The sequence below is a fragment of the Corynebacterium sp. HMSC072G08 genome (assembly GCF_001809185.1).
GTDB lineage: Bacteria > Actinomycetota > Actinomycetes > Mycobacteriales > Mycobacteriaceae > Corynebacterium > Corynebacterium phoceense.
In genome coordinates this window covers 81613-104338 of sequence record NZ_KV796429.1, presented here as the reverse complement: position 1 = coordinate 104338, position 22726 = coordinate 81613, and the positions used below count along the sequence as shown (strand labels likewise).

At 63.6% G+C, this 22726-nt stretch carries 22 protein-coding genes and 1 pseudogene; 11 read left to right on the top strand and 12 right to left on the bottom strand.

Annotated elements, in window-relative coordinates:
- Positions 1-241: 241 nt before the first annotated feature.
- On the top strand, positions 242-763 hold the full coding sequence (locus HMPREF2559_RS08605) for a DUF1990 domain-containing protein (RefSeq protein ID WP_230384086.1): 522 nt from the start codon (positions 242-244) through the stop codon (positions 761-763).
- 27 nt (positions 764-790) lie between these two features.
- Here HMPREF2559_RS08605 and HMPREF2559_RS12795 read toward each other — a convergent pair whose 3' ends face one another.
- The 5 genes from HMPREF2559_RS12795 to HMPREF2559_RS08580 form a co-directional block, all read right to left on the bottom strand.
- Positions 791-1129, bottom strand: a complete 339-nt coding sequence (locus HMPREF2559_RS12795; RefSeq protein WP_141681458.1) for a hypothetical protein — start codon at positions 1127-1129, stop codon at positions 791-793.
- A gap of 12 nt (positions 1130-1141) precedes the next feature.
- On the bottom strand, positions 1142-1609 hold the full coding sequence (locus HMPREF2559_RS08595; RefSeq protein WP_141681457.1) for a hypothetical protein: 468 nt from the start codon (positions 1607-1609) through the stop codon (positions 1142-1144).
- A gap of 75 nt (positions 1610-1684) precedes the next feature.
- On the bottom strand, positions 1685-1930 hold the full coding sequence (locus HMPREF2559_RS08590) for a hypothetical protein (protein WP_070540318.1): 246 nt from the start codon (positions 1928-1930) through the stop codon (positions 1685-1687).
- A gap of 28 nt (positions 1931-1958) precedes the next feature.
- A complete protein-coding gene (locus tag HMPREF2559_RS08585) occupies positions 1959-2186 on the bottom strand; it encodes a YgaP family membrane protein (protein ID WP_233423533.1) in 228 nt (75 codons plus the stop codon).
- A gap of 177 nt (positions 2187-2363) precedes the next feature.
- The gene (locus HMPREF2559_RS08580; protein ID WP_070540315.1) at positions 2364-2648 is read right to left on the bottom strand and encodes a hypothetical protein; all 285 of its coding nucleotides are present in this window, start codon (positions 2646-2648) and stop codon (positions 2364-2366) included.
- A gap of 376 nt (positions 2649-3024) precedes the next feature.
- On the opposite strand from HMPREF2559_RS08580, the gene rplJ reads away from it, so the two are divergent.
- Both rplJ and rplL read left to right on the top strand, forming a co-directional pair.
- Positions 3025-3546, top strand: coding sequence for a 50S ribosomal protein L10 (gene rplJ / locus HMPREF2559_RS08575; protein ID WP_066509750.1), 522 nt, complete (start codon positions 3025-3027; stop codon positions 3544-3546).
- Positions 3547-3625: 79 nt separating this feature from the next.
- On the top strand, positions 3626-4012 hold the full coding sequence (rplL, locus tag HMPREF2559_RS08570) for a 50S ribosomal protein L7/L12 (RefSeq protein ID WP_066490407.1): 387 nt from the start codon (positions 3626-3628) through the stop codon (positions 4010-4012).
- 249 nt (positions 4013-4261) lie between these two features.
- On the opposite strand, the gene HMPREF2559_RS08565 is transcribed toward rplL, so the two are convergent.
- From HMPREF2559_RS08565 to HMPREF2559_RS08555, 3 genes are read right to left on the bottom strand one after another with little or no spacing between them, the layout of a single operon-like run.
- On the bottom strand, positions 4262-4804 hold the full coding sequence (locus HMPREF2559_RS08565) for a GNAT family N-acetyltransferase (RefSeq protein WP_070540312.1): 543 nt from the start codon (positions 4802-4804) through the stop codon (positions 4262-4264).
- Between the two features lie 4 nt (positions 4805-4808).
- Positions 4809-6122, bottom strand: coding sequence for a C1 family peptidase (locus HMPREF2559_RS08560; RefSeq protein WP_070540309.1), 1314 nt, complete (start codon positions 6120-6122; stop codon positions 4809-4811).
- Between the two features lie 12 nt (positions 6123-6134).
- Positions 6135-7463 carry a C1 family peptidase gene (locus HMPREF2559_RS08555; RefSeq protein ID WP_070540306.1) on the bottom strand — a complete coding sequence of 443 codons (1329 nt, stop codon included), beginning with the start codon at positions 7461-7463 and terminating at the stop codon, positions 6135-6137.
- Positions 7464-7495: 32 nt separating this feature from the next.
- Between HMPREF2559_RS08555 and HMPREF2559_RS08550 the strand changes: the two genes are divergently transcribed.
- Both HMPREF2559_RS08550 and HMPREF2559_RS08545 read left to right on the top strand, forming a co-directional pair.
- On the top strand, positions 7496-7921 hold the full coding sequence (locus tag HMPREF2559_RS08550; RefSeq protein WP_066509966.1) for an OsmC family protein: 426 nt from the start codon (positions 7496-7498) through the stop codon (positions 7919-7921).
- A gap of 3 nt (positions 7922-7924) precedes the next feature.
- Positions 7925-8815 (top strand): DMT family transporter, encoded by an 891-nt coding sequence (locus tag HMPREF2559_RS08545; protein ID WP_066489999.1) that lies wholly within the window; start codon positions 7925-7927, stop codon positions 8813-8815.
- A 137-nt stretch (positions 8816-8952) separates the two neighbouring features.
- Here HMPREF2559_RS08545 and HMPREF2559_RS08540 read toward each other — a convergent pair whose 3' ends face one another.
- Positions 8953-11049 carry a PhoX family protein gene (locus HMPREF2559_RS08540; protein WP_070540302.1) on the bottom strand — a complete coding sequence of 699 codons (2097 nt, stop codon included), beginning with the start codon at positions 11047-11049 and terminating at the stop codon, positions 8953-8955.
- Between the two features lie 381 nt (positions 11050-11430).
- Here HMPREF2559_RS08540 and lysS point away from each other — a divergent pair, with 381 nt between their 5' ends.
- The 6 genes and pseudogenes from lysS (at position 11431) to HMPREF2559_RS08510 (ending at position 19865) form a co-directional block, all read left to right on the top strand.
- Positions 11431-13026: a lysine--tRNA ligase gene (gene lysS, locus HMPREF2559_RS08535; protein ID WP_066490021.1), complete on the top strand. Its 1596-nt coding sequence runs from the start codon at positions 11431-11433 to the stop codon at positions 13024-13026.
- Between the two features lie 109 nt (positions 13027-13135).
- Positions 13136-13333: pseudogene (locus HMPREF2559_RS08530) on the top strand (hypothetical protein); the annotation flags it as partial.
- Positions 13330-14226 (top strand): hypothetical protein, encoded by an 897-nt coding sequence (locus tag HMPREF2559_RS08525; protein WP_066490036.1) that lies wholly within the window; start codon positions 13330-13332, stop codon positions 14224-14226. The pseudogene HMPREF2559_RS08530 and the gene HMPREF2559_RS08525, both read left to right, overlap by 4 nt.
- Positions 14227-14597: 371 nt before the next feature.
- Complete coding sequence (locus HMPREF2559_RS08520) at positions 14598-16004, top strand: MDR family MFS transporter (RefSeq protein ID WP_070540299.1); 1407 nt, start codon at positions 14598-14600, stop codon at positions 16002-16004.
- A 372-nt stretch (positions 16005-16376) separates the two neighbouring features.
- Complete coding sequence (locus HMPREF2559_RS08515) at positions 16377-19082, top strand: ATP-dependent Clp protease ATP-binding subunit (protein ID WP_070540323.1); 2706 nt, start codon at positions 16377-16379, stop codon at positions 19080-19082.
- A 246-nt stretch (positions 19083-19328) separates the two neighbouring features.
- Entirely contained in the window at positions 19329-19865 is a 537-nt protein-coding gene (locus HMPREF2559_RS08510; RefSeq protein WP_148138799.1) for a hypothetical protein, read from the top strand.
- A gap of 54 nt (positions 19866-19919) precedes the next feature.
- Here HMPREF2559_RS08510 and HMPREF2559_RS13010 read toward each other — a convergent pair whose 3' ends face one another.
- The 3 genes from HMPREF2559_RS13010 to HMPREF2559_RS08500 are packed head-to-tail and all read right to left on the bottom strand — an operon-like array spanning position 19920 to position 22720.
- On the bottom strand, positions 19920-20078 hold the full coding sequence (locus tag HMPREF2559_RS13010) for a hypothetical protein (protein ID WP_154666885.1): 159 nt from the start codon (positions 20076-20078) through the stop codon (positions 19920-19922).
- 59 nt (positions 20079-20137) lie between these two features.
- Positions 20138-21451 carry a lipase family protein gene (locus HMPREF2559_RS08505; RefSeq protein ID WP_066490043.1) on the bottom strand — a complete coding sequence of 438 codons (1314 nt, stop codon included), beginning with the start codon at positions 21449-21451 and terminating at the stop codon, positions 20138-20140.
- A 48-nt stretch (positions 21452-21499) separates the two neighbouring features.
- Complete coding sequence (locus HMPREF2559_RS08500) at positions 21500-22720, bottom strand: lipase family protein (RefSeq protein WP_070540294.1); 1221 nt, start codon at positions 22718-22720, stop codon at positions 21500-21502.
- Positions 22721-22726 lie beyond the last annotated feature (6 nt).

The window sequence follows — 22726 nt, the reverse complement described above, 5'->3', positions numbered from 1 at the left end:
TATCAGGTGTCCACCAAACAGGGGTCAGGTCCCGGCCACCGTTTGATGAATATGGCAACGTGGTCGACATTTTCCGGACAATGCGGTGCGCGCGCCATCGGACAGGGAATCCGCCAGCTAACGCGCAGCGCGGAGGCGGTTTCGTAGGTGCGTTGAGTTGATGGATGCGTTTGTACTTTCCTACCGTGTTCGGCACGCCGTAGCTCGAAAGTGTCTAATCTCGTATGGGATACTCGTGGGTATGGCAGCAACATCTTCGATGTCGTATCCGCCTGATCTGCGTCTATCGAGCCTAGCTCTCGCCGACGGCGGGATGCGCGAGGAACTCGGACTTAACGCGTCGTGGCGTGCGGTCGATGAGTCACGCGTCCTGGGAACAGGGGAGGAGTGCTTCCAGCGTGCGAGTGCGAACCTGCTTGAGTTTCGTGCGCACCGATATGCCGGGGTGCGCGTGCGCCGCGATCCTGTGGACCCAGACGTGGTGTGGCTACGCGTGGGTCCGACGCTCTCGCCGTGCCGCATTCTGCATGTCGAGCGCACGCCGCAGCGCACCGCGTTGGTCTACGGGACGCTGCCCGGGCACGTCGAGTGTGGCGAAGAGGCGTTCCTCATCGAGCATCGCGCCGATGGCAGTGTCGTAGGCAGGTGTGTCGCGTTTTCCCGCCCCGAGCGCTGGTTCGCGCGGCTGGCCCCGCACCTCGCGGCAGCCGCTCAGAGCCTCATCACCCGGCGCTATCTCGCGGGCATGGCGAAGCAGGAATAACGAAGGGACAGCGGTTCGAGCCACGCGTCAGCGTGGGAATGAGGACGAGAGTTTCTCCAGTTGTGCCCGGGCTGCGACAATCCCCTCAACAGCAGGCTTGATCGCTGCGGATGAGAGAGGCATGCCTGCCGAGCTTAGCTCTAAAAGGGAAGAACCGCAGGCGTCCTGGTTGCCTTGCATACACGCGGATTGGCGGCTTACTGAGGACAGCATGACTCCGATGAGAGTGCCTCCTGCGGAGAGGATGCCCAGTGTGCCTGTGGCGTTCGAGGAATTCTCGGAGGAGTCGTCGGCCGTGGCCGTGGGGACGGTTAATGCGAGTGCTGTGGCGGTCGCGACCGTGACGAAGCGTGAGGAGTAGTGCATGCGGGGTCCTTTTTAGCGCGCGCCGAGTCCGAGACGCGAGGAGCTGGCAGCGAGCGAGTCATTGGCCATCGTGGCGAGACCCGAGACGAGGCTATAGCCGCCAAGCAGACTCGAGCCGATGAAGCTGCTGGTGAGCGACCTGATGTCGCACTGGGCATCGGGGTTGCCGGCGTAGCACGTGTTGTAGGCCAGACCGCTAAGCGAGACGTCCATGACAACGAGGCCGAGGAGAACATAACCGATGACGGCACCGGCCTCGGAACTTCCGTCTGAGCTCTCATCCGACTTCTTGCCGTCAGTCTGGGGCGACGTGCCTGCCTCCTGGTGCGCGGCGGTCTGGGCTGCCTCTACGGTGGCGTATGCGTGCGCCTCTACTGCGATGGCTGTCGGAGCCGGAGCTACGACGGTGGTGGTGAGGCTTGCCGTGGCGGTCATTGCAGCTACAAGCAGTGTGATACGGCGGGGGAGATGAAGTGACATGGAAGGTCCTTGAAAGATGCGAGATGGGAGAGACGTGGTCGAGCCAGCTGGGTGAACCGGCTGTAGCGTGAAGATTTACTGAGCGTTGCGAGCGAGCATGGCGTTATTCGCGTGGGCGCCCAAAAAGAGCGCGCCGATGAAAAGAATGGCGGCAACGATACCGATGGCCGTGTCTTTGGCGGCTGAGCTTGCGTCGTTGTCGGCCTTGAGCTCTACGGACTGGATAACAGGGGCAGTCTGTGCATGCGCGAGCGCTGGCGATGAGACCGTGAGTGCAGTGGCCAGTATGGTAGCGGTAAGCGCTTGAGAGATGCGTCGCATGAGAATGAGCCTTTCGTGAGGGGTGGGTTTAACGCTGATTGATGGGGCAGGTGTTGAGGCCAAAGAGCCTGTAAAGCGGGCAGAAGCCCAGTGCTGCGGTGGCACCGAGGATGGTGCCCATGACGATGAGTGCGATTCCTGCTGGGCTCTTGGGCTTGACTGCGAAGAACGCAAGCAAGAAAGCGACAACGGCGCCTGCGCCGCGTACGGAGCGATCAGTGATGGACTCGTTGCGTTGTATGACGAGACCTTTCACAGAAGAAAGAGTTAAAGAATGAAAGAGACGCCGGAATTACATAAACGATGCTGTACAGACAACCTCTTCATCTAGATTAGGCCGCGGGAGGAACGGGCGGAACCACATGAGATGTGATCTTGGCGGTGTCAACCGTCCGCCTGTCGTGCAACGCAGTTGCGCGCAACTTGCGCTGTGTCATGTGCGCAGCGGGAGGATGTTGTGGATGTAGTACCAGAATCCCTGCGGGTTCACGATGGGCAGCGCGCTCAGCGTGAAAGCCTGGCTGGCAGCGGAGCTCGTGTACGTCGCTGCGATGGCATATTGGTCAGTGGTTGCACTCTCATCGCGGTAGCGAATACCCGTCGCGATGAGGTCGTAAGCGGCCAGTCCGCCCACGACGCCGAGCACGATGCCGGCGGTGCTCACGGTAACTGCGCAGGTGACTTTGACGCCGAGGAGTCGGCACGAAGTATGGGCCATGGAGGCTTCTTGATATGAGGTTGTGTAGGGGCAACGATATCCAACAAGACCAGCGCAGGGAGGGAGCGACGGTGGAGTAAAGGCGGCATCGGCAAGCGCAATGGAACGGAATTTTGTTGTTTTGAGCAGCAGGTGTAGTGTAATCCCAGAAGTTTGAACGACCGATTGGTCGAGCTCAAGTTTCACCGAAGACCGTTGGTCGCCTAGAAATAGGCCGAAGGTTCCCGCTTAAAGGGACGGCCCACGCAGGAGACACTTGCGATATACATGGCCTTAAAGCCGTGCGCCTCGTGCTCTTGCACGGGGCTTTTTGTTTGCGCAAAAAGCTCCGGCGGAAAATATTAAGAGATGTTTCGAAAGGAGGCGAGAGAACAAAATGGCAAACCCGAAGAATACCGCTGACCTGGCTACTCTGAAGGAGAAGCTCGAGGGTGCAAACTCCGTCGTGCTCACCGAGTACCGTGGTCTGACCGTTGCTCAGCTCCAGGAGCTGCGTAACAACCTTGGCTTTGACGTTGAGTACTCCGTCGCCAAGAACACCCTCTTCAAGATCGCTGCCGCTGAAGCTGGCATCGAAGGTCTTGACGAGCTGCTGACCGGCCCGACCGCTATTGCGTTCATTAAGGGCGAGGCAGTGGATGCCGCTAAGGTTATCAAGAAGTTCGCTGATGATAACAAGGCATTCGTCGTCAAGGGTGGCTACATGGACGGCAACGCACTGTCTGCCGACCAGGTCAACGCCATCGCCGAGCTGGACAACCGCGAGACCACTCTCGCAAAGCTGGCTGGTGCCATGAAGGGTTCTATGGCAAAGGCTGCTGCAGTCTTCAACGCTCCTGCAACCAAGATGGTCCGCACCGCTGCGGCCCTGCAGGACAAGAAGGCTGCCGAGGCTTAAAGTCGCGAATACTCGCGCACACAATTAAAACACACACACTTTGGAACGCACGGCGTTCCGCACAGAAAGGATGGCCATCATGGCTAAGCTCACCAAGGACGAGCTCATTGAAGCTTTCAAGGAAATGACCCTCATCGAGCTCTCCGAGTTCGTCAAGGAATTCGAAGAGGTCTTCGACGTTGAGGCTGCTGCTCCGGTTGCAGTTGCAGCTGCAGGTGCCCCGGCTGCCGGCGGCGCTGCTGAGGAAGAGAAGACCGAGTTCGACGTCGTTCTGACCGACGCTGGCGCAAAGAAGATCGGCGTCATCAAGGTTGTCCGCGAGATCGTCTCCGGCCTGGGCCTGAAGGAAGCCAAGGAGCTCGTTGAGTCCGCTCCGAAGGCTATCCTCGAGGGTGCTTCCAAGGACGACGCTGAGGCCGCTAAGGCTAAGCTCGAAGAGGCTGGCGCTTCCGTCGAGCTCAAGTAATTTCCTTTCGGACTTACTTGTGGCTTAAATGCCACGACCCCCACCGACTGTTGTTGGATGGGGGTCGTTCCCGTTTTCTTGCCGCCCGTGGGGATGTCCCGTGAGGAGATGGGGCCTTATCGCGCGGCGGGGGAGCGCGACAGTGATGTCACGATGGTGAGCGTTTGGGGAAACTCGGGCAGGGATTGCCGGCAGAGACTGAGTCGAAGCTAGTAATCGAAACGGTTGTCGCTGCCGGGTTGACCTGCGTTAGAACGCGGCGTCAGCGGAGCGCGCGAAGGCCTTGAGCTCGTTGCCGGTGAGACGGTACGTATCCCAGTCATCTTGGACTTCGGCGCCGATGTGCTCGTAGAAGCCGATGGCTGGCTTGTTCCACTTGAGCACGGACCACTCGATGCGGGCGTAACCCCGCTCGTGGGCGACGCGGGCGAGTGCGCGGAGGAGGTCGCCGCCGATGCCGCGGCCACGGCGATTCTCACGCACGAAGATGTCTTCGAGGTGGATGCCGTGGACGCCTTCCCGCGTGGAGTAGCTAATGAACCACAATGCGAAGCCATCGAGCGAGGTGCCAGTGGAGAAACTGTCGTGCTCGCCGCGGCGTGCGCCGTCCTGATGCCCGCCCCGAGGGGTCTCCGCGACATGACAGAAGACCTGCGGGGTCGCGCCGAAGAGGGCGCGCTCCAGGTCAGTGGGCGTGGCGCGCACGGCGCCTGGTTCCATCTCGTAGTCGGCGAGCTCACAGATGAGCTCGTGGATTTCTGGAATGTCCTCGGGACGGGCGGGGCGAATCACAAAATTATGCTAGCGCACCCATGGGGTCCCAAGCAGGCAATGTATTCACGTGCTCGCTGGAGAGCGCCTTCTGGTACTCCTCCGGCAGGCGGGACGGGTGGACGGCAATCTCAAAGACGTACTCGTCGAACCAGTCGTCGCGCATGGTCCAAAAGCCCTTGTCCGCCTTGTCCGTGCCCCAGGAGTTCTCCACGCGCCAGCGGGTGGGCTGGCCGTTCGGGGCATCGACGCCGGCGAGCACCATGGCGTGCGTCATGAGCGACTCGTGCGTGCGCAGGCGGTCAGCCTTGTCGATGTCGAGCTTGATGCCGAAGGCCGACTCATAGTCGTAGAGCTTCGCAGCCCAGATACCGGCGTCGCCGTTGGATTGCTGGTCAGTATCGCAGCCGAACCACACAGCGGCGCCGTCCTGCAGCGAGTCGAGTGCGGCCTGGCGGAGGACATCGCTCGGGGCGTTCAGGTACGTGACGTCCTTGCCCACGACGTTGCCCAGGTGGTCCACGGTGTAGAGCTCGCCGTAGGCGTTGCGCGGGTCGTTGACCACGCAGACGTACTCAGAGAGATCCGCAGGCAGCATGCGTGCGGCGAACTCCTGCGGGGTAAACGTGCCCTCGCGGTGGAACTCATTGTCCTTGTCGCGATAAGCCCACTCGAAGTTCTCCGGCGGGACACCGAGGTTGGTGACGAGGATGCGGTAGCAGTCGCGCAGCGCCTGCTCATGGATGCCGGCGCGCTCTGTCTCGGCGGCCGCACGCAGGCGCATCGCGGCGCGGTGGAGGACGGTCTCGAGGTTGCGGTTCATCAGGCGCGTCTGGTTGGAGGAGGCGGTCTCCGGCATGGCGTACTGCGGCACGACGCCGTACTTCTCGACGATGGCAATGAACATGGACCACTGGCCACCGTCATCGATGGGGGAGTCGAGAAGCTGCTTGATGGTGCGGTCATTGATGTCGCGGTCTGCGAGCTCCTCCATGGCCGTGAGGAAATAGTTGGCCTTCTCCAGCTTGTCGAAGAAGTGGATGTAGGTCTGCGAGAACTCGAAGTCCTTGATGTTGGCGGTATCCATGACAGGGCCGCGCAAGGAGTTCAGGCCAGCGAAGATCCAGCAGCGGCCGGATTGCTTCTGGTTGGCGGCGGACCACTTGTCCACCTTGGTCTCCACGGCTGGAGTGAGCTCGGTGGCGAGCGTGTGGTCGAGGAGAACCTGGTCGAGCGACGTGCCAGCGGCAGCGTTGCGCAGCAGAGTGAGCGTCGGGTCCTGGGCCAGTTCCGCGTTGCGAGCGGCAATGGACTGGGGATCTAGTTGTGCGTTGTTCATGAGGGTGGTCTCCTAGATCATCCGGTCGTCGATGGGCAGTTCGATGGGCTGGGTCTTAAGGCCCTTGAGTTGAGCCTCCGTGAGGTATTTCTTGCGCACGATGGCGCTGAAGACGTTATTGTCCACCCAGGCATCCGTGGCGGTGCCGTAGCCCTTGCCGGGGATCTCCTTGTTATCGATGGAGCGGTGCAGTCCGTGAACCTTCGTGCCCCAGGAGTTCTCCACGCGCCAGCGGCCGCGGCCCTCTGCGTCCTCATCGAAGCCGGTGAGCACCATGCCGTGCGTGGGCGTCGAGTCGCCGGAGGCGAGGCGTTCGGCCTTCGTCGTTGAGGTGTCGATGCCATAGAGCAGATCGATAGCGAGAAGGCCCTCATCCCAGACGCCGTCGTTGAACGAGAAGTTGCGGTTGACGTCGCACGCGAACCAGACGGGCTCGTCTGCCTCGAGGCTGCGGCGGGCGGCGGCGCGCAGTTCCGTGACGTCGATATTGAGGTACGTGTAGCCCTCGTCCTCGAGGACGTTGCGGCTAGGGGTGGAGACGTAGAGCTGGTTGTTCTGCGCTTCTTCACGCGGGTCAGCGCCGAGCATGACGTAGTCGTCGAGGTCCGGCAGGAACTTCGCGGCAAACTCGCGCGGGGCCGAGGTCAAGCGGTGGAACTCAGTGTCCTTATCACGGTACGACCACTCGAACTCGGTGGGCGGGAAGCCGAGGTAGACGGCGAGGACGCGCTGGGCGTCCGCGATGGCGGCATCGGCAGCCTGCTGGGCGTCCGCGCCCGCGCGAACCTGGAGGGCGGCGCGGCGCACGATGGTGGCGAGCGTGCGGTTCATCTCGCGGGTATCGCCGGCGGCGTGGGTCTCCGGCATGACCTCGGCGGGCACGGCGCCGTACTTGGCGACGAGGCTGGTAAAGAAGTTCCACCAGCCTCCGTCCGCATTCGCGTCGTCCAGGATGTGGGCGACGACGCGATCGTCGAGGTCAGCGTCCTTGTGCTCGATGAGCTCGTGGAGCACCAGGTTGACGCGCTCGAGCTTGTCAAAGTACTGCAGGTAGATAAAAGAAAACTCGAAGTTCTCGACGTTTAATTCCTTGGCCGCGCGGTGGCGGAAGACGTTGAGCGCCGCGAACATCCAGCAGCGCCCGGAGCGCTTCTGGTTGGTCACCGGCAGGGTGTCGAGCTTAATCTGCGTGGCCTGCTGGACGGCGATGAGCTTGTCATAATCGAGGGCGGCACGGCCGACGCCCACCTGGGTGACGGCATTGCGGGCCGCGTGCAGCTGCGGGTCGTTTACTGCCTGGTGACGCAACTCGGCGAGTAAGTCTGATGTTATGTGGGTCATAGAACCGTTCTAACATACTAGGCTCGATGAGCATGAGTGAACCCAATGTTGTAAAAACCTACGGCGTCGAGGTCGAACGCCTCGCCCAGACGCACTACCGCGCAACCAACCCCGCGGGCGCCTCGCTGGAGTTCGGTGCGGGCGAGGGACTGCTCAGTCCCGTGGAGCTCTTGCTCGCCGCGGTGGCGGGCTGCACCGCTGTCGACGTGGACGTGGTGACCTCGCGCCGGGGTGAGCCTTCGACATTCCGTATTACCGCGGAGGGCGACCGCGTGAACGAGGCCGGGGCGTCCCGGCTTTCCGATGTCCGTCTCGCCTTCGACGTCACCTTCCCCGATACGCCGGAGGGGCGCCAGGCGCAGGCCATGGTGGGACGCTTGGTGCAGGTAAGCCACGACAAGGACTGCACCGTCTCGCGCACGGTGGAGCACCCCACGAACGTGACGTTTAAGGTTTAGCGCGTGCTGTGGATCCTACTCGGCGTCGTGGCGGGGCTGGTCGTGCCGGTCCAGACTGTCATTAATACGCGCCTGCGTGAGTCGACTGGCACGCCGTTCTCGTCGTCCATGATCTCGTTTGCGGTGGGCACGGCAACGCTGCTTACGGCGGTACTCGTGCTCCAGCGCGGGAACTTTGGGCTCTCGGCCGCGTGGGGTGCCCCGCCGTGGATCTGGGCCGGTGGCCTCCTGGGCGTGGTGTTTCTTACCGGCAATATCCTGCTCTTTCCACGCCTGGGTGCGGTGCAGACCGTCGTGCTGCCCATCGCAGGGCAGATCCTCATGGGCCTGATCATCGACCACTGTGGGCTGTTTAGCTCGCCGGTCGCTCGGCTGACGTGGGTACGCCTGCTGGGCGCGCTCATCGTGCTCGCCGGCGTCATGCTCACCGTGGGGCGCCCGCGCGCCCAAGAGACAGGCTGGGGCCTGCTGCCGTGGCAGATAGCCGGCTTCGTCTTCGGCTGCCTGAACGCGTGCCAGGCCGCCATCAATGGGCATCTGGGGCAGCTGGCAGGCTCGGCCCTGTCCGCGGCGTTCGCGTCCTTTGCTATTGGCACCGCGACGTTGCTGTTCATCAATGCCGTGCTGCGGTGGCGTCCACACTTTGACCGTCCGCACGGGGAGCGTAATCCGTGGTGGATGTGGCTGGGCGGAGTGTTGGGCGCGCTCTTCGTCTTCTCCACGGCCTCGCTCGTGCCGCAGATTGGCACGGGGCTCACGGTCGTCGCCACGCTGTTGGGCTCCATGGTCGGGTCTGTCATTATCGAGCGCGCCCGTGGCGAGACCGTGGCGGTCCGGCAGTGTGTGGGGCTCGCTCTCGTTCTCGCGGGCGTCGTGCTTATTCGGTTGGTCTGAACCGGTCGCTGCGCTGTAGTTGTGTGAACTGTGTGCCCTCCGGCGTGGGGTCATCAGGCCACTAAGTTCAGTACACCGCGCACCCGACGATTCGGGTGCGCGGTTTGTGTTGTGTGTGAGCGGTGTGAGGCGTCGATTTAGGCGTCGGTGCCGATCTTGCCGTCTTCCTTCCAAACGACCACGACGGCCGGGCGCGGGGTGGAGTTGCCGCCGTCGGGCCAGTGGGAGGTGGGGGACTCGAAGGTGGCATCGTCAGCTTCGCCTGGGTGCTGGACGTTGACCATGACGCGGTCGTCGTCGACGATGGGGCCGCAGGTCTCCGCGCCGGCGGGGACGGTGAGGAAGCACTTGAGCTCGCCGCGGGTGTCGCCCTCGGTGGTCACGGCGTAGAGGCCGTCGTTGGTGTCGAGCGCGTTGCCGTCGGTGGAGATCCACAGGTTGCCGTGGTTATCGAAGGCCAGGTTATCTGGGCAGGAGATGGGGGAGACCTTCTCCTTGTCGAAGCCGCCGAAGTAGGTGTTGGCCTCCTTCGGGTCACCGCAGACGAGGAAGAGGTTCCACTTGAGGGATTCGCCGGCGTGGTCGTCGGTCAACTCCATGACGAGGCCGTTCTTGTTTTCTTTGACCGGTGCCCACTCCATGGGCTCTTCCTTGTTCTTCTTGGCGTTCTCGCCCGTCGCGCCGCGGTACGAGTTATTGGTGAGCGCGACGTAGACCTTCTCCGTGTCCGGATGGACCTCCATGTCCTCGGGGCGGTCCATCTTGGTCGCACCGACGGCATCGGCAGCCTCGCGGGTAAAGACCGCAACCTCTTCGGCGGTAAAACCGTCGACGTGGGAGACGAACGTGTTGTTCTCCGTGTCCGAGGTGAGCAGCTTGACCCAGGTGCCCTCGCCGTCGAAGGCGCCGTCCTCGGGCAGGACGCCGGAGCCGTCAATCTCGTCTGCCGGGGAGTTGCCCTCGAGCTTGGCTACGTAGAGGGTGCCGTGGTCGAGGATGGAGAGGTTGTGTTCGATGTTGCCTTCCTCGAATTTCTTGGTGGAGACGAACTTGTAGATGTACTCGAAGCGGGAGTCATCGCCCGAGTAGCACACGACGGTGCCGTCTTTCGTGATATGGATATTGCCGGCCTCGTGCTTGAAGCGGCCCAGCGCAGTGTGCTTAATCGGGGTGGACTGCGGGTCGAGCGGGTTGATTTCTACGACCCAGCCGAAGCGGTTGGGCTCGTTGGGCTCCTTGGCGACATCGAAGCGGTCGTCGAAGCGCTCCCACTTGCGGTCGGTCTCCGGATCCTTGATGCCGAAGCGCTCGAGCGACTTCTTCGCTTTCTCGTCCTTCATATTCTCGTCCGCGGCGAAGTACTGATCGAAGTTCTCCTCGCCGGAGAGCATGGTGTTCCACGGGGTCACACCACCGGAGCAGTTGTTGAAGGTGCCCTTGACGGTCTCGCCAGCCGGGTCTGCTGTGGTCTTTACCAGGTCGGTGCCCTTGGCGGGACCCACCAGCTTAAATTCCGTCGTGCCCGTGATGCGGCGGTTGAGCGGGCCGAACTCGCGCTTGAGCTCGCCGGTGCCCTCGACCTTGGAGACCTCCAGGATGGTGTGGCCGTGGCCTGCCCAGCCGATCTTGGCCTGTTCCTCTGTCGGGTTGTCTGCGTCGTAGTTCGGGAACATCATCGGCTCGGTCGTGTACTCGTGCGAGCACATGTAGATCATGCGGTTCGGGTCATCCGGGTGCTCGATAAGGCCCGCGAAGTCATTGTTGAAACCGAACTGCTTCTCTGCGGCCTCGGCCGTCTGGTTGTTGACGTCGAACTCCGGCGCGCCTTCGATGACCGGGTCGCCCCAGGCGATGAGGATGGACTGCGCGTAGCCGGCCGGGATGACGACCTCGTCCTTGGTGTTCGGTTGGACGGCCTCGAAGCGCATGCCCTCGGCCGAGGTGAGCTCCACCTTTGCCGTCGTCGTGGAGCCCGAGCCTGCCGATGCCCCCTCCTCCGCCGGGCTGCAGGCCGCCAGGGCCGCGCCGCCGCCCACGGTGACGACGGTGAGACCACCGGCGCGCAGGGCGGAGCGGCGCGAGAACGGAGTAGTGAACTGGTCGCCGAAGTAGGCGTTGCTCGAGGGGTTCTCGCATTCCCCGAAGCAGGCGTTACCGCATTTGTAGGTGCAGGTGAGCGAGGAACGGGAGGACGTAAAACGGTTAGTAAAGAGATTCTTGCCAAGCAGGGCCATGGGTGCGCTCCAAAAATTATTGCCCGCGCGGTGGGGAGGTGCGCGGGACGTGGGTAGAACGCATCTATTAAAGGAGGGGTGAGTTTCGAGCGCATGGAAACAAGGTGTCGGATACGTGAATTCTCCGTAAACCCCGCGTCTTAGTGTTGTGAGTTCTGTTGGTGTTCGCGCCAGAAGAGTTCATCCGCGAGGGCCATGTGCTCGTCCGTGGCGTCTTCGAGCGACAGGTCGGGGTGCTGGCGTGCGGTGGGGAGGGGCGGCGTGCGTCTCGATCCGGGTCGTCGTAACGCTGAGCGTCGTGGGGTACGTTGTGGTTCTCGGACCGTGAGAAGCCTGTCCTCAACACGGTCGCTGCGGCAGCGATGGGTTATCCTTGTCTGCGTGAGTGAGCAGAAGAATACTGAAGTAAATGACGTTCCGGAGCAGCTGCGCATCCGCCGCGAGAAGCGCGAGCGCCTGATCGACTCTGGCGTGGAGGCCTACCCGGTCACCGTGCCGCGTTCTACCTCCCTGGCTGACCTGCGCGCCAAGTACGTCGTGGTCGCCGAGGGCGAGGAAAAGGGTGCCCAGGAAGGCGTGACCTACTTGGCCGCGGGCGACGAGACCGAGGATGTCGTCTCCATTGCCGGCCGCCTGATCTTCATGCGCAACACCGGCAAGCTCTGCTTCGCGACGCTGCAGGATGGCGACGGCACGCAGGTGCAGGCCATGCTTTCCCTCGCCGAGGTCGGCGAGGAGGCGCTGGCCGCGTGGAAGTCTGACGTCGACTTGGGCGACTTCATCTCCGTGACCGGCAAGGTCATTGCCTCGCGTCGCGGTGAGCTCTCCGTCATGGCCACCGAGTGGACGATGGCTGCGAAGTCCCTGCGTCCGCTGCCGGTTGCGTTCGCGGACATGAACGAAGAGACTCGCGTGCGCCAGCGCTACAACGACCTCATCGTGCGCCCGGAGGCCCGCAAGAACGCGATGACCCGCGTCCGAGTCCTGCGCGCGCTGCGCGACTACCTGGAAAGCCAGGACTTCGTGGAAATCGAGACGCCCATGCTGCAGACGTTGCACGGCGGTGCGGCTGCCCGTCCGTTCGTCACGCACTCCAACGCGCTCGACATTGACCTTTACCTGCGCATCGCGCCGGAGCTCTTCCTCAAGCGCGCCGTCGTGGGCGGCATCGACCGCGTCTTTGAGATCAACCGCAACTTCCGCAACGAGGGCGTGGACAAGTCGCACTCGCCGGAGTTCGCCATGCTCGAGACCTACGCCGCGTGGGGCGACTACAACGACTGCGCACGTACCACGCGCGAGTCCATCCAGTACATCGTCCGTGAGCTCAATAAGGCTGAGGGCAAGGATCCGGAGGATCTCACTCGTACGCTTGCCGACGGCACCGTGTACGACTTCGGCGGCGAGTGGAAGGAAATCGAGATGTATCCTTCGCTCAACGAGGCACTTCAGCGCAAGTTCCCGGGCCAGCCGGAGGTCACCATCGACTCCACTGTTGAGGAGCTCAAGGCGATCGCTGACGTCATTGGCCTCGAGGTCCCGAAGGACGGTGGCTGGGGCCACGGCAAGCTCGTCGAGGAAATCTGGGAGGTGCTCTGCGAGGACCAGCTCGAAGGCCCGATCTTCGTGAAGAACTTCCCGGTCGAGACCTCGCCGCTCACCCGTCAGCACCGCTCGCAGCCGCGCGTGACCGAGAAGTGGGACCTCTACGTCCGCGGCTTCGAGCTGGCCACCGGCTACTCCGAGCTCATTGACCCGGTCATCCAGCGTGAGCGCTTCGAGGACCAGGCCCGTCTGGCCGCCAACGGCGATGATGAGGCCATGCGTCTCGACGAGGACTTCCTTGCCGCCATGGAACAGGGCATGCCGCCGACGGCCGGCACCGGCATGGGCATCGACCGCCTGCTCATGGCCGTCACCGGCCTGGGCATCCGCGAGACCGTGCTCTTCCCGCTGGTGAAGCCGGAGGCACGTTAGTCTTCGACGCCGACCCGTCTACGGCCATGTGCCGGGGCGGGTTTCGTGTGTCTTGAGGAAAATAGCCGCAACGTCCGAATAAGGCGCAAGAGAATAAGGCGCAAGAATTGTGACCTTCTTCCACCTCGACGAGGAGCCCGGGCTCGTGCGCTTCCACAATCAATTGGCCGCGCGCGTGGGAGGCAAGGTCGTGGCCCCGGACGTCGACTCGCTCGGTGCGGCGGTCGTGGGGGAGTACCCCCACCGCCGGGTCTACAACGCTGCTTTCCCGTTTATGTCGAGGGCGTGTGCAAAGATGACCGTATGAAATCCCTGCTCTTTCCTAGTGCAGTCATCGGCATGGCGCTCGTTGTGAGCGCCTGCTCGTCCGGAACCAGCGAGCCGGTCACCTCGACCGTCGTCGTCCAGCCGTCCCAGTCCGCTTCCGCGTCCAGCGAGTCCGCGCCGGCACCCAGCTCGACGGCAGAGGCCGCCTCCGCCACGTCCAAGGACAAGTCTGGCCAGCGCTCCGCGGACGAATTCCTCAACGCCCCGCTCGACCACTCGACTATGGATTCCTACGGCGTGACGAACGCTGACGGCTCTTCGGGGTGCATGGTCATCCCGGACAATGACCACGTCTCCTGCCGCCTGGCTTTCAATGACCCGCCGCTCGTCCCCCAGGTGGGCATGCCCATCTGGGAATCCAATGGCTTGAAGTACGAGTCCGACTACGGTTTTAGTCCAGCCGCATTCGTGGGCGGCGAGTACCGCACGGCCGGCGCGCTGCAGCCGGGCGAGTCGGTCGACATCGAGGGCGTGACTTTCGAAGCCCTTGTTGGTGGCGGCCTCAAGGGCACGAAGGACGGCCACGAGTTCACCATCTCGGGCAGCGGCGAGTACCACTCTGATACTTTCCCGCCGAAGCCTGCGGCTGACGGCACTGCGCGTGTGGGCACGGTCTGTGGTCAGGCGAACCCCATGGGCAACCAGGACTTCCTCGTCTACGTCGCCCAGGACGGCACCAACTGTAACGAGGCGATGGCGGCGCTCGACGAGTACAAGGATGCCGAAAAGGGCGGTCAGGCACTTATCGCGCCGGTGAGCAACGGCTGGGGCTGCTCGGTTTCGGCTCTCGACGGCCAGCCTGACACTCCGGAAAATCGCCACTTTACGTGCTCGGCCGATAACGGCCAGCAGCGCGTCGTCCTTATCAAGTAGACGCGGCGCCGCAGCTATCTGCCGATGGCGTCCCTGAAGTCTTTGTAGGCCGCAGGGGCGCCACGGCGTTGGACGACCCAGATGTCGCCCTTGGAGTCATATGCCACGCCAATTCCGATGAAACGCTTTCACCTCAGGTATCGCTTTCGTGGCTGGTGACCTTACCCAGCGAAGCTCGTGGACCCTGTTAACTCCCGCGGTTATCTGTGGATTTGCTCACAAACTCACATTCTCGAATTACGAGCGGTAGCTGTCGCTGGTTAAGGTAGACGCTTGTCTTTTTAATATGCGTATCTGCGCCTTGTGCGTGGATACGCCCTTTTTAATGCGTGAGAAGAAAGTTGTGACACTTCGTGGCTGAACCACAGACCATGCCGAAGGGCACGGGCATGACGCTGGCCGTGCTCGTCCTCGGCGCGATGATCATGATCCTCAACGAGACCTCGCTGTCCGTTGCCTTGCCTGCCATTATGGCGGACTTCGGCATTCCGGCGACCTCGGCACAGTGGCTCACCACGGGCTTCATGCTCACCATGGCCGTGGTTATCCCCGCGACCGGCTACCTGCTGGAGCGACTGCGCACCCGCCAGATCTTCCTCTTCGCGGTCGTCGTGTTCCTCGTCGGCACCGTCATCGCCGCCACGGCTCCGGTCTTCCCGCTGTTGCTGCTCGGCCGCATTTTTCAGGCCTCCGGCACGGCGCTGATGATGCCGCTGCTCATGACGGTGACCATGACCCTCGTGCCGCCGCAGCGCCGTGGCTCCGTCATGGGCGTTATCTCCATCGTCATCTCCGTGGCACCCGCTCTCGGTCCGACGGTGGGCGGCTTCATTCTTAACTCGCTCACGTGGCACTTCATCTTCTGGGCTATGGTGCCGCTGGTCGTGCTCCTCCTCGTCTTCGGCCTCATTAAGCTGCCCAACGTCGGCGAGCAGCGCACCATCCCGCTCGACGTCCTCTCCGTCGTCCTTTCCGTCCTCGCCTTCGGCGGCCTCGTCTACGGCCTGTCCTCCATCAACGCGATCCTCAAGGGCGAGGGCACCACGGAAATCATCATCACCGTCGTGGGCCTAATCTCGCTCATCATCTTCGTGCGCCGCCAGAACGCCCTCGCGAAGGACAACCAGGCGCTTATGGATCTGCGTCCGTTCCGCGTGCGCAACTACACGTTCGCCATCGCCATCATGCTGCTCTCTTTCGGCATGATGCTCGGCACTGTCACCGTCCTGCCCATCTACCTGCAGACCTCGCTGGGCGCCACCGCGGCGATGACCGGGCTTGTGGTCATGCCCGGCGGCATCCTCCAGGCCCTCATTTCGCCGTTCGTTGGCCGCCTCTTCGACTCTTATGGTCCGCGCCCGCTGCTTATCCCCGGCGTCATCATGCTCACCGCCTCGCTGTGGCTCATGTCCACCCTCGATGAGAATGACGCCATCTGGCACGTCGTCGCCATGCACATTCTGCTTGCTTTCGGCATGGGTCTTATGATGACCCCGCTGATGACCTCGGCGCTGTCCTCCCTGCCGTGCGACCTCTACGGCCACGGCTCCGCCATCATGAACACCCTGCAGCAGCTCGCCGGCGCGGCCGGCACGGCCTTCCTCGTCGTGTTCCTCACCCGCGGCACCGAGTCCAGCATGGCCGCAGGCCAGGCTGCCGATGCCGCCACTGCCCACGGCGCACACTGGGCCTTCCTCTTTGCTGGCGCCGTGGGCATCGTCGCGTGCGTCCTCGCGCCGATGGTCAAGCGCATCCCGACCACGGAGGAAGCCCACTAGGAGTCCTTCGCGCTCGGGCTGCTGCAGCTGAGCGTGCCTAAACACGCCTGTCCCCGCCACGATGGTCATCGCGGCGGGGACACGTGCGTTGAGGGGAGCCGACGCGGCGATCGCAGGGGAGCCGATGAGAGGGGGCATCGGAAAGCGGGGCGGGTTGGTACAGGCGACGCAGAGCCGTGTGGGGCCGCCTTCAGAAGACAACACTGAGGCTTCGAGCAGGGCCAGAAAAGGCCCTGTTCGCTACCGGCGTACACCCCTGTGAGCTGCGGGAACGAGGGTTCGGGGCGAACACGTGGAGGCAGCGGGCAATGTCGGGGAGGAGGTGCGCGTTAGAGTGGGCAAAGAACTATTAGAGCGAAAGAGGTTATGGACATGTTTGAGAGGTTTACGGACCGTGCTCGACGCGTCATCGTGTTGGCGCAAGAGGAAGCACGCATGCTCAACCACAACTACATCGGCACGGAGCACATCCTGCTCGGCCTGATCCACGAGGGTGAGGGTGTCGCCGCCAAGGCGTTGGAGTCCATGGGCATCTCGCTCGAGGATGTCCGCCGTGAGGTGGAAGAGATTATCGGCCACGGCACGCAGCCGACCACGGGCCACATCCCGTTTACCCCGCGCGCCAAGAAGGTGCTCGAGCTGTCCCTGCGCGAGGGCCTGCAGATGGGTCACAAGTACATTGGCACCGAGTTCCTGCTTCTCGGCCTCATCCGTGAGGGTGAAGGCGTGGCCGCACAGGTCCTTATTAAGCTCGGCGCCGATCTGCCGCGCGTGCGCCAGCAGGTTATCCAGCTGCTCTCCGGTTACGAGGGCAACCAACAGGAAGGCGGCGAGGGCCAGGGTTCCGGCCCCGTCGGCGCCGGCGCTGCCCCGGGCGGCCGCACCGGCGGCGGCAACGGTGGCGACCGTTCCAACTCGCTCGTGCTTGACCAGTTCGGTCGCAACCTGACCCAGGCTGCCAAGGAAGGCAAGCTCGACCCGGTCGTGGGCCGCGACAAGGAAATCGAGCGCATTATGCAGGTGCTCTCGCGTCGTACCAAGAACAACCCGGTGCTCATTGGTGAGCCGGGCGTTGGTAAGACCGCCGTCGTCGAGGGCCTGGCTCTCGATATCGTCAACGGCAAGGTTCCGGAGACCCTCAAGGACAAGCAGCTCTACTCGCTCGACTTGGGCTCCCTCGTTGCTGGTTCCCGTTACCGTGGTGACTTTGAGGAACGCCTGAAGAAGGTCCTCAAGGAGATTAATCAGCGCGGCGACATCATCCTGTTCATCGACGAGATCCACACTCTCGTCGGCGCGGGCGCTGCAGAAGGCGCTATCGACGCGGCCTCGCTGCTTAAACCGAAGCTGGCCCGTGGCGAGCTGCAGACCATCGGTGCGACCACGCTCGATGAGTACCGCAAGCACATTGAGAAGGACGCCGCCCTGGAACGTCGTTTCCAGCCGGTGAAGGTCGACGAGCCTTCGCTTGAGGACACCGTTCTTATCCTTAAGGGCCTGCGCGACAAGTACGAGGCACACCACCGTGTTTCCTACACGGACGAGGCCCTCAAGGCTGCTGCTCACCTGTCTGACCGCTACATTAATGACCGGTTCCTGCCGGATAAGGCCGTCGACCTCCTCGACGAGGCGGGCGCCCGTATGCGCATTAAGCGCATGACCGCTCCGGAAGGCCTGCGTGAGGTCGATGACCGTATCGCTGAGGTCCGCAAGGAAAAGGAAGCGGCCATCGACGCACAGGATTTCGAGAAGGCTGCTGGCCTGCGCGACAAGGAGCGCAAGCTCGGCGAAGAGCGCGCAGAGAAGGAGAAGCAGTGGCGCTCGGGTGAGCTCGAGGACATCGCCGAGGTCGGCGAGGACCAGATTGCAGAGGTTCTGGCTCACTGGACCGGCATCCCGGTTCTCAAGCTCACGGAGAAGGAATCCTCTCGCCTGCTCAACATGGAAGAGGAGCTCCACAAGCGCATCATTGGCCAGGACGAAGCCGTCAAGGCCGTCTCCCGCGCTATCCGCCGTACGCGCGCAGGTCTCAAGGACCCGCGTCGTCCTTCCGGTTCCTTCATCTTCGCTGGCCCGTCCGGTGTTGGTAAGACGGAGCTGTCCAAGGCCCTGGCGAACTTCCTGTTCGGTTCGGATGATGACCTCATCCAGATCGACATGGGCGAGTTCCACGACCGCTTCACCGCGTCGCGTCTCTTCGGTGCTCCTCCGGGATACGTCGGCTACGAGGAGGGCGGCCAGCTCACCGAGAAGGTGCGCCGCAAGCCGTTCTCCGTCGTCCTCTTCGACGAGATTGAGAAGGCCCACAAGGAGATCTACAACACCCTCCTGCAGGTCCTCGAAGACGGCCGCCTTACCGACGGCCAGGGCCGCGTGGTCGACTTCAAGAACACCGTTCTTATCTTCACCTCGAACCTGGGTACGCAGGACATCTCCAAGGCCGTGGGCCTGGGCTTCTCCGGCTCCGCGTCGCAGGATGCCGACGGCCAATTCGAGCGCATGAAGAACAAGGTTCACGACGAGCTGAAGAAGCACTTCCGCCCCGAGTTCCTCAACCGTATCGATGAGATTGTGGTCTTCCACCAGCTCACGCAGGAGCAGATCGTGCAGATGGTCGAGCTGCTCATCGCCCGCGTGGAGAAGCAGCTCACCGAGCGCGACATGGGCATCGAGCTCACGCAGAAGGCCAAGGACCTCCTGGCCAAGCGTGGCTTCGACCCGGTTCTCGGCGCTCGTCCGCTGCGCCGCACCATCCAGCGCGAGATCGAGGATCAGCTCTCCGAGAAGATCCTCTTCGGCGAGATTGGTGCCGGCGACCTCGTGACGGTCGACGTGGAGAACTGGGACGGCGAGTCCAAGGACAACTCGAAGGCGACGTTCACCTTCTCGCCGAGCCCGAAGCCGTTGCCGGCTGGCACCTTCACCGACGAGGAGGCCGACGCCGAGGTGCGTGAGACCGAAGAGGTCGTCACCGCCGACGTGCCGTCCACGTCCTCCGAGCCGGAGCTGCCGTTCGACGACGACTCGAACGACGACGGCAACAACCCGCCGACCGCCGGTGCAGGCCAGGCGCTCTAAGCCCTAGCCCGCTCGAGGTGTAGAGCAACACAACCCGCATGCAGTCATTGCATGCGGGTTCTTTGTATGCCTGCGGAGGTCTATTCCAGATATGCTGCAGTCTTCTAGGCTGAACTCGGTTGCTCTTATAGCCCCGTGTAATCCTCGCTCACCGAAAGGAAAACTATGGTTTCGTCGAAGAAGACAGGATCTGCAACCGCCCGCTCGAGTGAGTCCGGTTGGCCGCTGATCGCTGGGGTTGTCCTATTGGCGGGTATTGTGCTCGCCGCAGTGGGGTTCGTAGCGTGGACCGTGTGGGGTGGCGGTAAGAACAGTAATGCGGAGCGCTCGACCGTTGTGGTCACGCAGACCGCGTCGGGGCAGGGCGAGGAGGCGGCGGTGCCGACTGACGAACCCGAGAGCGAGTCCTCGGCGCCATCCGCGACGTCGGTGGTGCCGACCTCAACGGTGGAAGCGTCTGCTGAGACAGGCATGCCGGAGGGACTTACGCAGAGCGGATGGTCGGGGACTACTGCCGTCTGCGGTGATGGCGAGACGCTTGCCTTTGCCGGGCGTGGCCCCGATGGCGCGGCGGTCGTGTGTGCATCTGGCGGCGAGTACATCTATCACAGCGCGCTGTTTGGCGGATCGCTGACAAACACGGCCTATCTGGAAGGCCCAACGTTCTATGTTCCCACGGACGGCTCACTCATCACGGTGAGCGACGGCGGCTTCGGCGTGCGCCAGGGCGGTGCCCGTGTGGCGGGCGGAGAATTTACGGAGAGCTGGCGCGCGCAGGGCTAGCGCAGGGGAGATGAGCCCGCGCGGCGTGTACTGAGTGCGCGGGTTACTCCGAGGTTACTTCGACGAGGTGGCGGCGGACTCGGAGCTCAGCGAGCCACTCGAGGAATCATCGTTGTTGCTGGCGGTGATGCCGATGATGGCGCTCACGAGCGTAGCCAGCGCCATGATGAGGGAGAGAAGATCTTGGGTCTTGATATTGCTGAATTTCGGCATGCGTGAAAGCTCCTTGTTCCGGCACACGGCGCGGCTCGCCGCATGTAAGGAGACCGAGTCTAGCCCGCCAACAGAGCCTGCTCCAACCAGTCGAGGGCGGGATCGAACTGCGCGATGAGGCCTGCGGCGTGGCCGCCGGAGACGCGGGACGAGAACGGCGAGCCAGCAACCTCGGTGGTCTCCACCGCCGCGCCGAGCTTCTGCCAGTCCGAGGCCAGCTGCATGGCCTGGTCATGATTGACGATGTCATCGTTGGGAGCGCTGCCCACGAGGACGCGGCCCGTGGGGGCTACGGTGCCCAGCTTCTGCTGGGCGAGGACGGAGGAAACACGCTCGTCCGAGGCGATGAACTCGGCCATGGACATGCCGGTATCCGTGAGCGATGACAGCGGAGTAGCACCCCAGCGCAGCATGGAGTCGATGATGCACGAGCGGGAGTTTTCCGCGAGCCAGTACCGGCCCTTGGAGTTGAGGTAGCCGTTGACAGCGGTGGCAAAGCCTTCGTCGCGCGCAGAGAATCCCGCGATGGCGTAAGCGAGATTCGGGCCTAAGTTCGGCGAACCGCCGAGCATGGCGATGAGGTCAGCCGGGGGAGCGCCCGCATAGGTGGCGCGCAGGTTGAGCTCTGGGGCGTATGCTTCCGCGAGCTCAGCGCCGGCGGCAGCGGCACCGCCGCCCTGGGAGTACCCGAAGAGAGCGACGGGGCGGCCCGAGTCACCGACGACGGCGCGGGCGGCGTCGAGCACCGCGTGGGCCTGCTCGACACGGTTGGCATACGTGTGGACGCCGGGCGTGCCCAGACCGATGTAGTCAGTGAGCACGAGACGCATGCCGCGCGCGCGGAACTTTGCGTAATAGGGCAGCTCATAGTTAATGCCCATGGACGACATGAGCGGGGCGATCTGGCCCCGGAAGCCCGGGCCCTTGGTGGGTGCACAGTGATCCGCGAGGCCGCGGGTGCCCGGTGCCATGACGACGGTGGGGGCGGGCCCTTCACCGTGCCAGGTGCCGGTGGGCTCCAGGACCGCTCCGGAGACGTACGTGGGCGTGCCATCCTCCAGCGTGGAGGAGTAGAGAATGCGGCTGCGGCCCACGCCCACGGTGCTCTCTCGCAGGAGCGTGCCCGCCGGGGCGTAGCCCACGGCCGAGGGCGGCGTCATGTAGAAGTCGTAGTCCTCGCCGGCTGAGCTGGAATCGGTGCTGGAACCGGAGCTGGAACCGGAGCTGGATCCGACGCTCGACAGGGATGAGGCCGACGCGGGGGCCGCGGTGGCGAGAGGGGCAGTGCACAGCGCCGCCGCGGTCAGGGCGGCGAGGGACGAAGCGGCGAGAATACGGCCCGCACGCAGGGGAGAGAGGGAGAGAAGTTTCACGGTGAAAATACTACCGCGTGGCGCCGGCATGGGCGGTGTGACCTGGGTCTATGCGCAGTTGTTCGGGGCGGGCTTATGCGTGAACAGGTCGAAGAGGTAAACCAAGCCCTTCGGTACGGAGGCCATGAGAGGCACCGCGTGGCCGAGGGCCGCGCCGGGGGCGAGTGCCGTGCCGGGTTCCGCCACGAAGTTCACCGTCGCGCCGGCCTGGCAGTAGGCGCCAGCGAGCGCGCGGGCCTGACCGTAGGGGATGAGATCATCCGTGGGGGAGTTCGCGATGTAGATGGGCGCGTTGGGGGTGTGCTGGCCGAGCTTCTGGTGGCGCAGCGTCTCGCCGATAATGGGCTCTTTGAGGGAGAGTTCCTCCAGGGATTCGCCGTGGGCCGTGAGCGTCTGGGTGCGGGTAAAGCCCCATGTCGCAACGGATTCGCCGATGCACGAGGTGGCGGCGTCGCGCAGGAAGGCCTTGCCGCGGTCGTTGAAGTTGGCGAGGATGGCGTCGCGGAATTGCGGGTCGCGCTCCGCGAAGCCGTTGATGGCGTAGCCCAGCACGTGCGCGATGGCGGAGCCGTTGACGGCATGCATGACGCGTTCGAGGTCAGCCGGCGGGGCACCGGCGTAGGTGCCGCGGACGTTGAGGTCGGGGCCATACGCCTCGGCGAATTCGGCAGCTGCGGCCGCCGCGCCGCCGCCCTGGGAGTAGCCGGCGAAGGCGATGGGGGCATCGGCAGGCGCGCCGGAGGCCTGGAGCGCAGCGCGGCCGGCGTCGATGACGGCGTGGGCTTCCTCGATGTTATTGACGTAGGTGTGCGCTCCCGGGGTGCCGAGCCCGATGTAGTCCGGCACGATGACGCGCATGCCGGCCGCGGCGGCAGCCTGGTGGAACTGGTACTCGTAGTTAAAATTCACCGAGCCGGGCCACGCGGAGGACACGCCAAGGAAGGATCGCGAGGGCGCGCACTGGTCGCCCTGACCGCGGGTGCCTGGGGCGAAGACGATGGTGGGACGCGGGCCGCCGTGCGTCCAGGCGGCAGTGGGCTCGTAAAGCGTCGCGGTAGCCGCGACGGGGGAGCCATCTTCGCGCGTCGTGGAGTACGTGAGCACGCGGGCGGAGGAGTTGGCGGGCAGCAGGTGCTGGAAGGGCGCGCTGGCAGTGACGGTGCCGGGAGAGGGAGCACCGGCAGGCGCGGCGACAGCCGTGGCGGGTGGAAGGACAAGGCTTGCGACAAGGGCAAGCGAGGAGAGAAGAAAGCGGATTTTCACGAACATAGATTA

What these genes read in the sequence shown, in the direction of transcription:
- HMPREF2559_RS08540 (WP_070540302.1), bottom strand. Translation starts at nt 11,049, where the DNA reads ATGGCCCTGCTTGGCAAGAATCTCTTTACTAACCGTTTTACGTCCTCC.
- HMPREF2559_RS08595 (WP_141681457.1), bottom strand. Translation starts at nt 1,609, where the DNA reads ATGTCACTTCATCTCCCCCGCCGTATCACACTGCTTGTAGCTGCAATG.
- HMPREF2559_RS08525 (WP_066490036.1), top strand. Translation starts at nt 13,330, where the DNA reads ATGAAATCCCTGCTCTTTCCTAGTGCAGTCATCGGCATGGCGCTCGTT.
- HMPREF2559_RS13010 (WP_154666885.1), bottom strand. Translation starts at nt 20,078, where the DNA reads ATGCCGAAATTCAGCAATATCAAGACCCAAGATCTTCTCTCCCTCATC.
- HMPREF2559_RS08515 (WP_070540323.1), top strand. Translation starts at nt 16,377, where the DNA reads ATGTTTGAGAGGTTTACGGACCGTGCTCGACGCGTCATCGTGTTGGCG.
- HMPREF2559_RS08550 (WP_066509966.1), top strand. Translation starts at nt 7,496, where the DNA reads ATGAGTGAACCCAATGTTGTAAAAACCTACGGCGTCGAGGTCGAACGC.
- HMPREF2559_RS08555 (WP_070540306.1), bottom strand. Translation starts at nt 7,463, where the DNA reads ATGACCCACATAACATCAGACTTACTCGCCGAGTTGCGTCACCAGGCA.
- HMPREF2559_RS08500 (WP_070540294.1), bottom strand. Translation starts at nt 22,720, where the DNA reads ATGTTCGTGAAAATCCGCTTTCTTCTCTCCTCGCTTGCCCTTGTCGCA.
- rplL (WP_066490407.1), top strand. Translation starts at nt 3,626, where the DNA reads ATGGCTAAGCTCACCAAGGACGAGCTCATTGAAGCTTTCAAGGAAATG.
- HMPREF2559_RS12795 (WP_141681458.1), bottom strand. Translation starts at nt 1,129, where the DNA reads ATGCACTACTCCTCACGCTTCGTCACGGTCGCGACCGCCACAGCACTC.
- HMPREF2559_RS08580 (WP_070540315.1), bottom strand. Translation starts at nt 2,648, where the DNA reads ATGGCCCATACTTCGTGCCGACTCCTCGGCGTCAAAGTCACCTGCGCA.
- HMPREF2559_RS08560 (WP_070540309.1), bottom strand. Translation starts at nt 6,122, where the DNA reads ATGAACAACGCACAACTAGATCCCCAGTCCATTGCCGCTCGCAACGCG.
- HMPREF2559_RS08520 (WP_070540299.1), top strand. Translation starts at nt 14,598, where the DNA reads ATGCCGAAGGGCACGGGCATGACGCTGGCCGTGCTCGTCCTCGGCGCG.
- HMPREF2559_RS08590 (WP_070540318.1), bottom strand. Translation starts at nt 1,930, where the DNA reads ATGCGACGCATCTCTCAAGCGCTTACCGCTACCATACTGGCCACTGCA.
- HMPREF2559_RS08605 (WP_230384086.1), top strand. Translation starts at nt 242, where the DNA reads ATGGCAGCAACATCTTCGATGTCGTATCCGCCTGATCTGCGTCTATCG.
- rplJ (WP_066509750.1), top strand. Translation starts at nt 3,025, where the DNA reads ATGGCAAACCCGAAGAATACCGCTGACCTGGCTACTCTGAAGGAGAAG.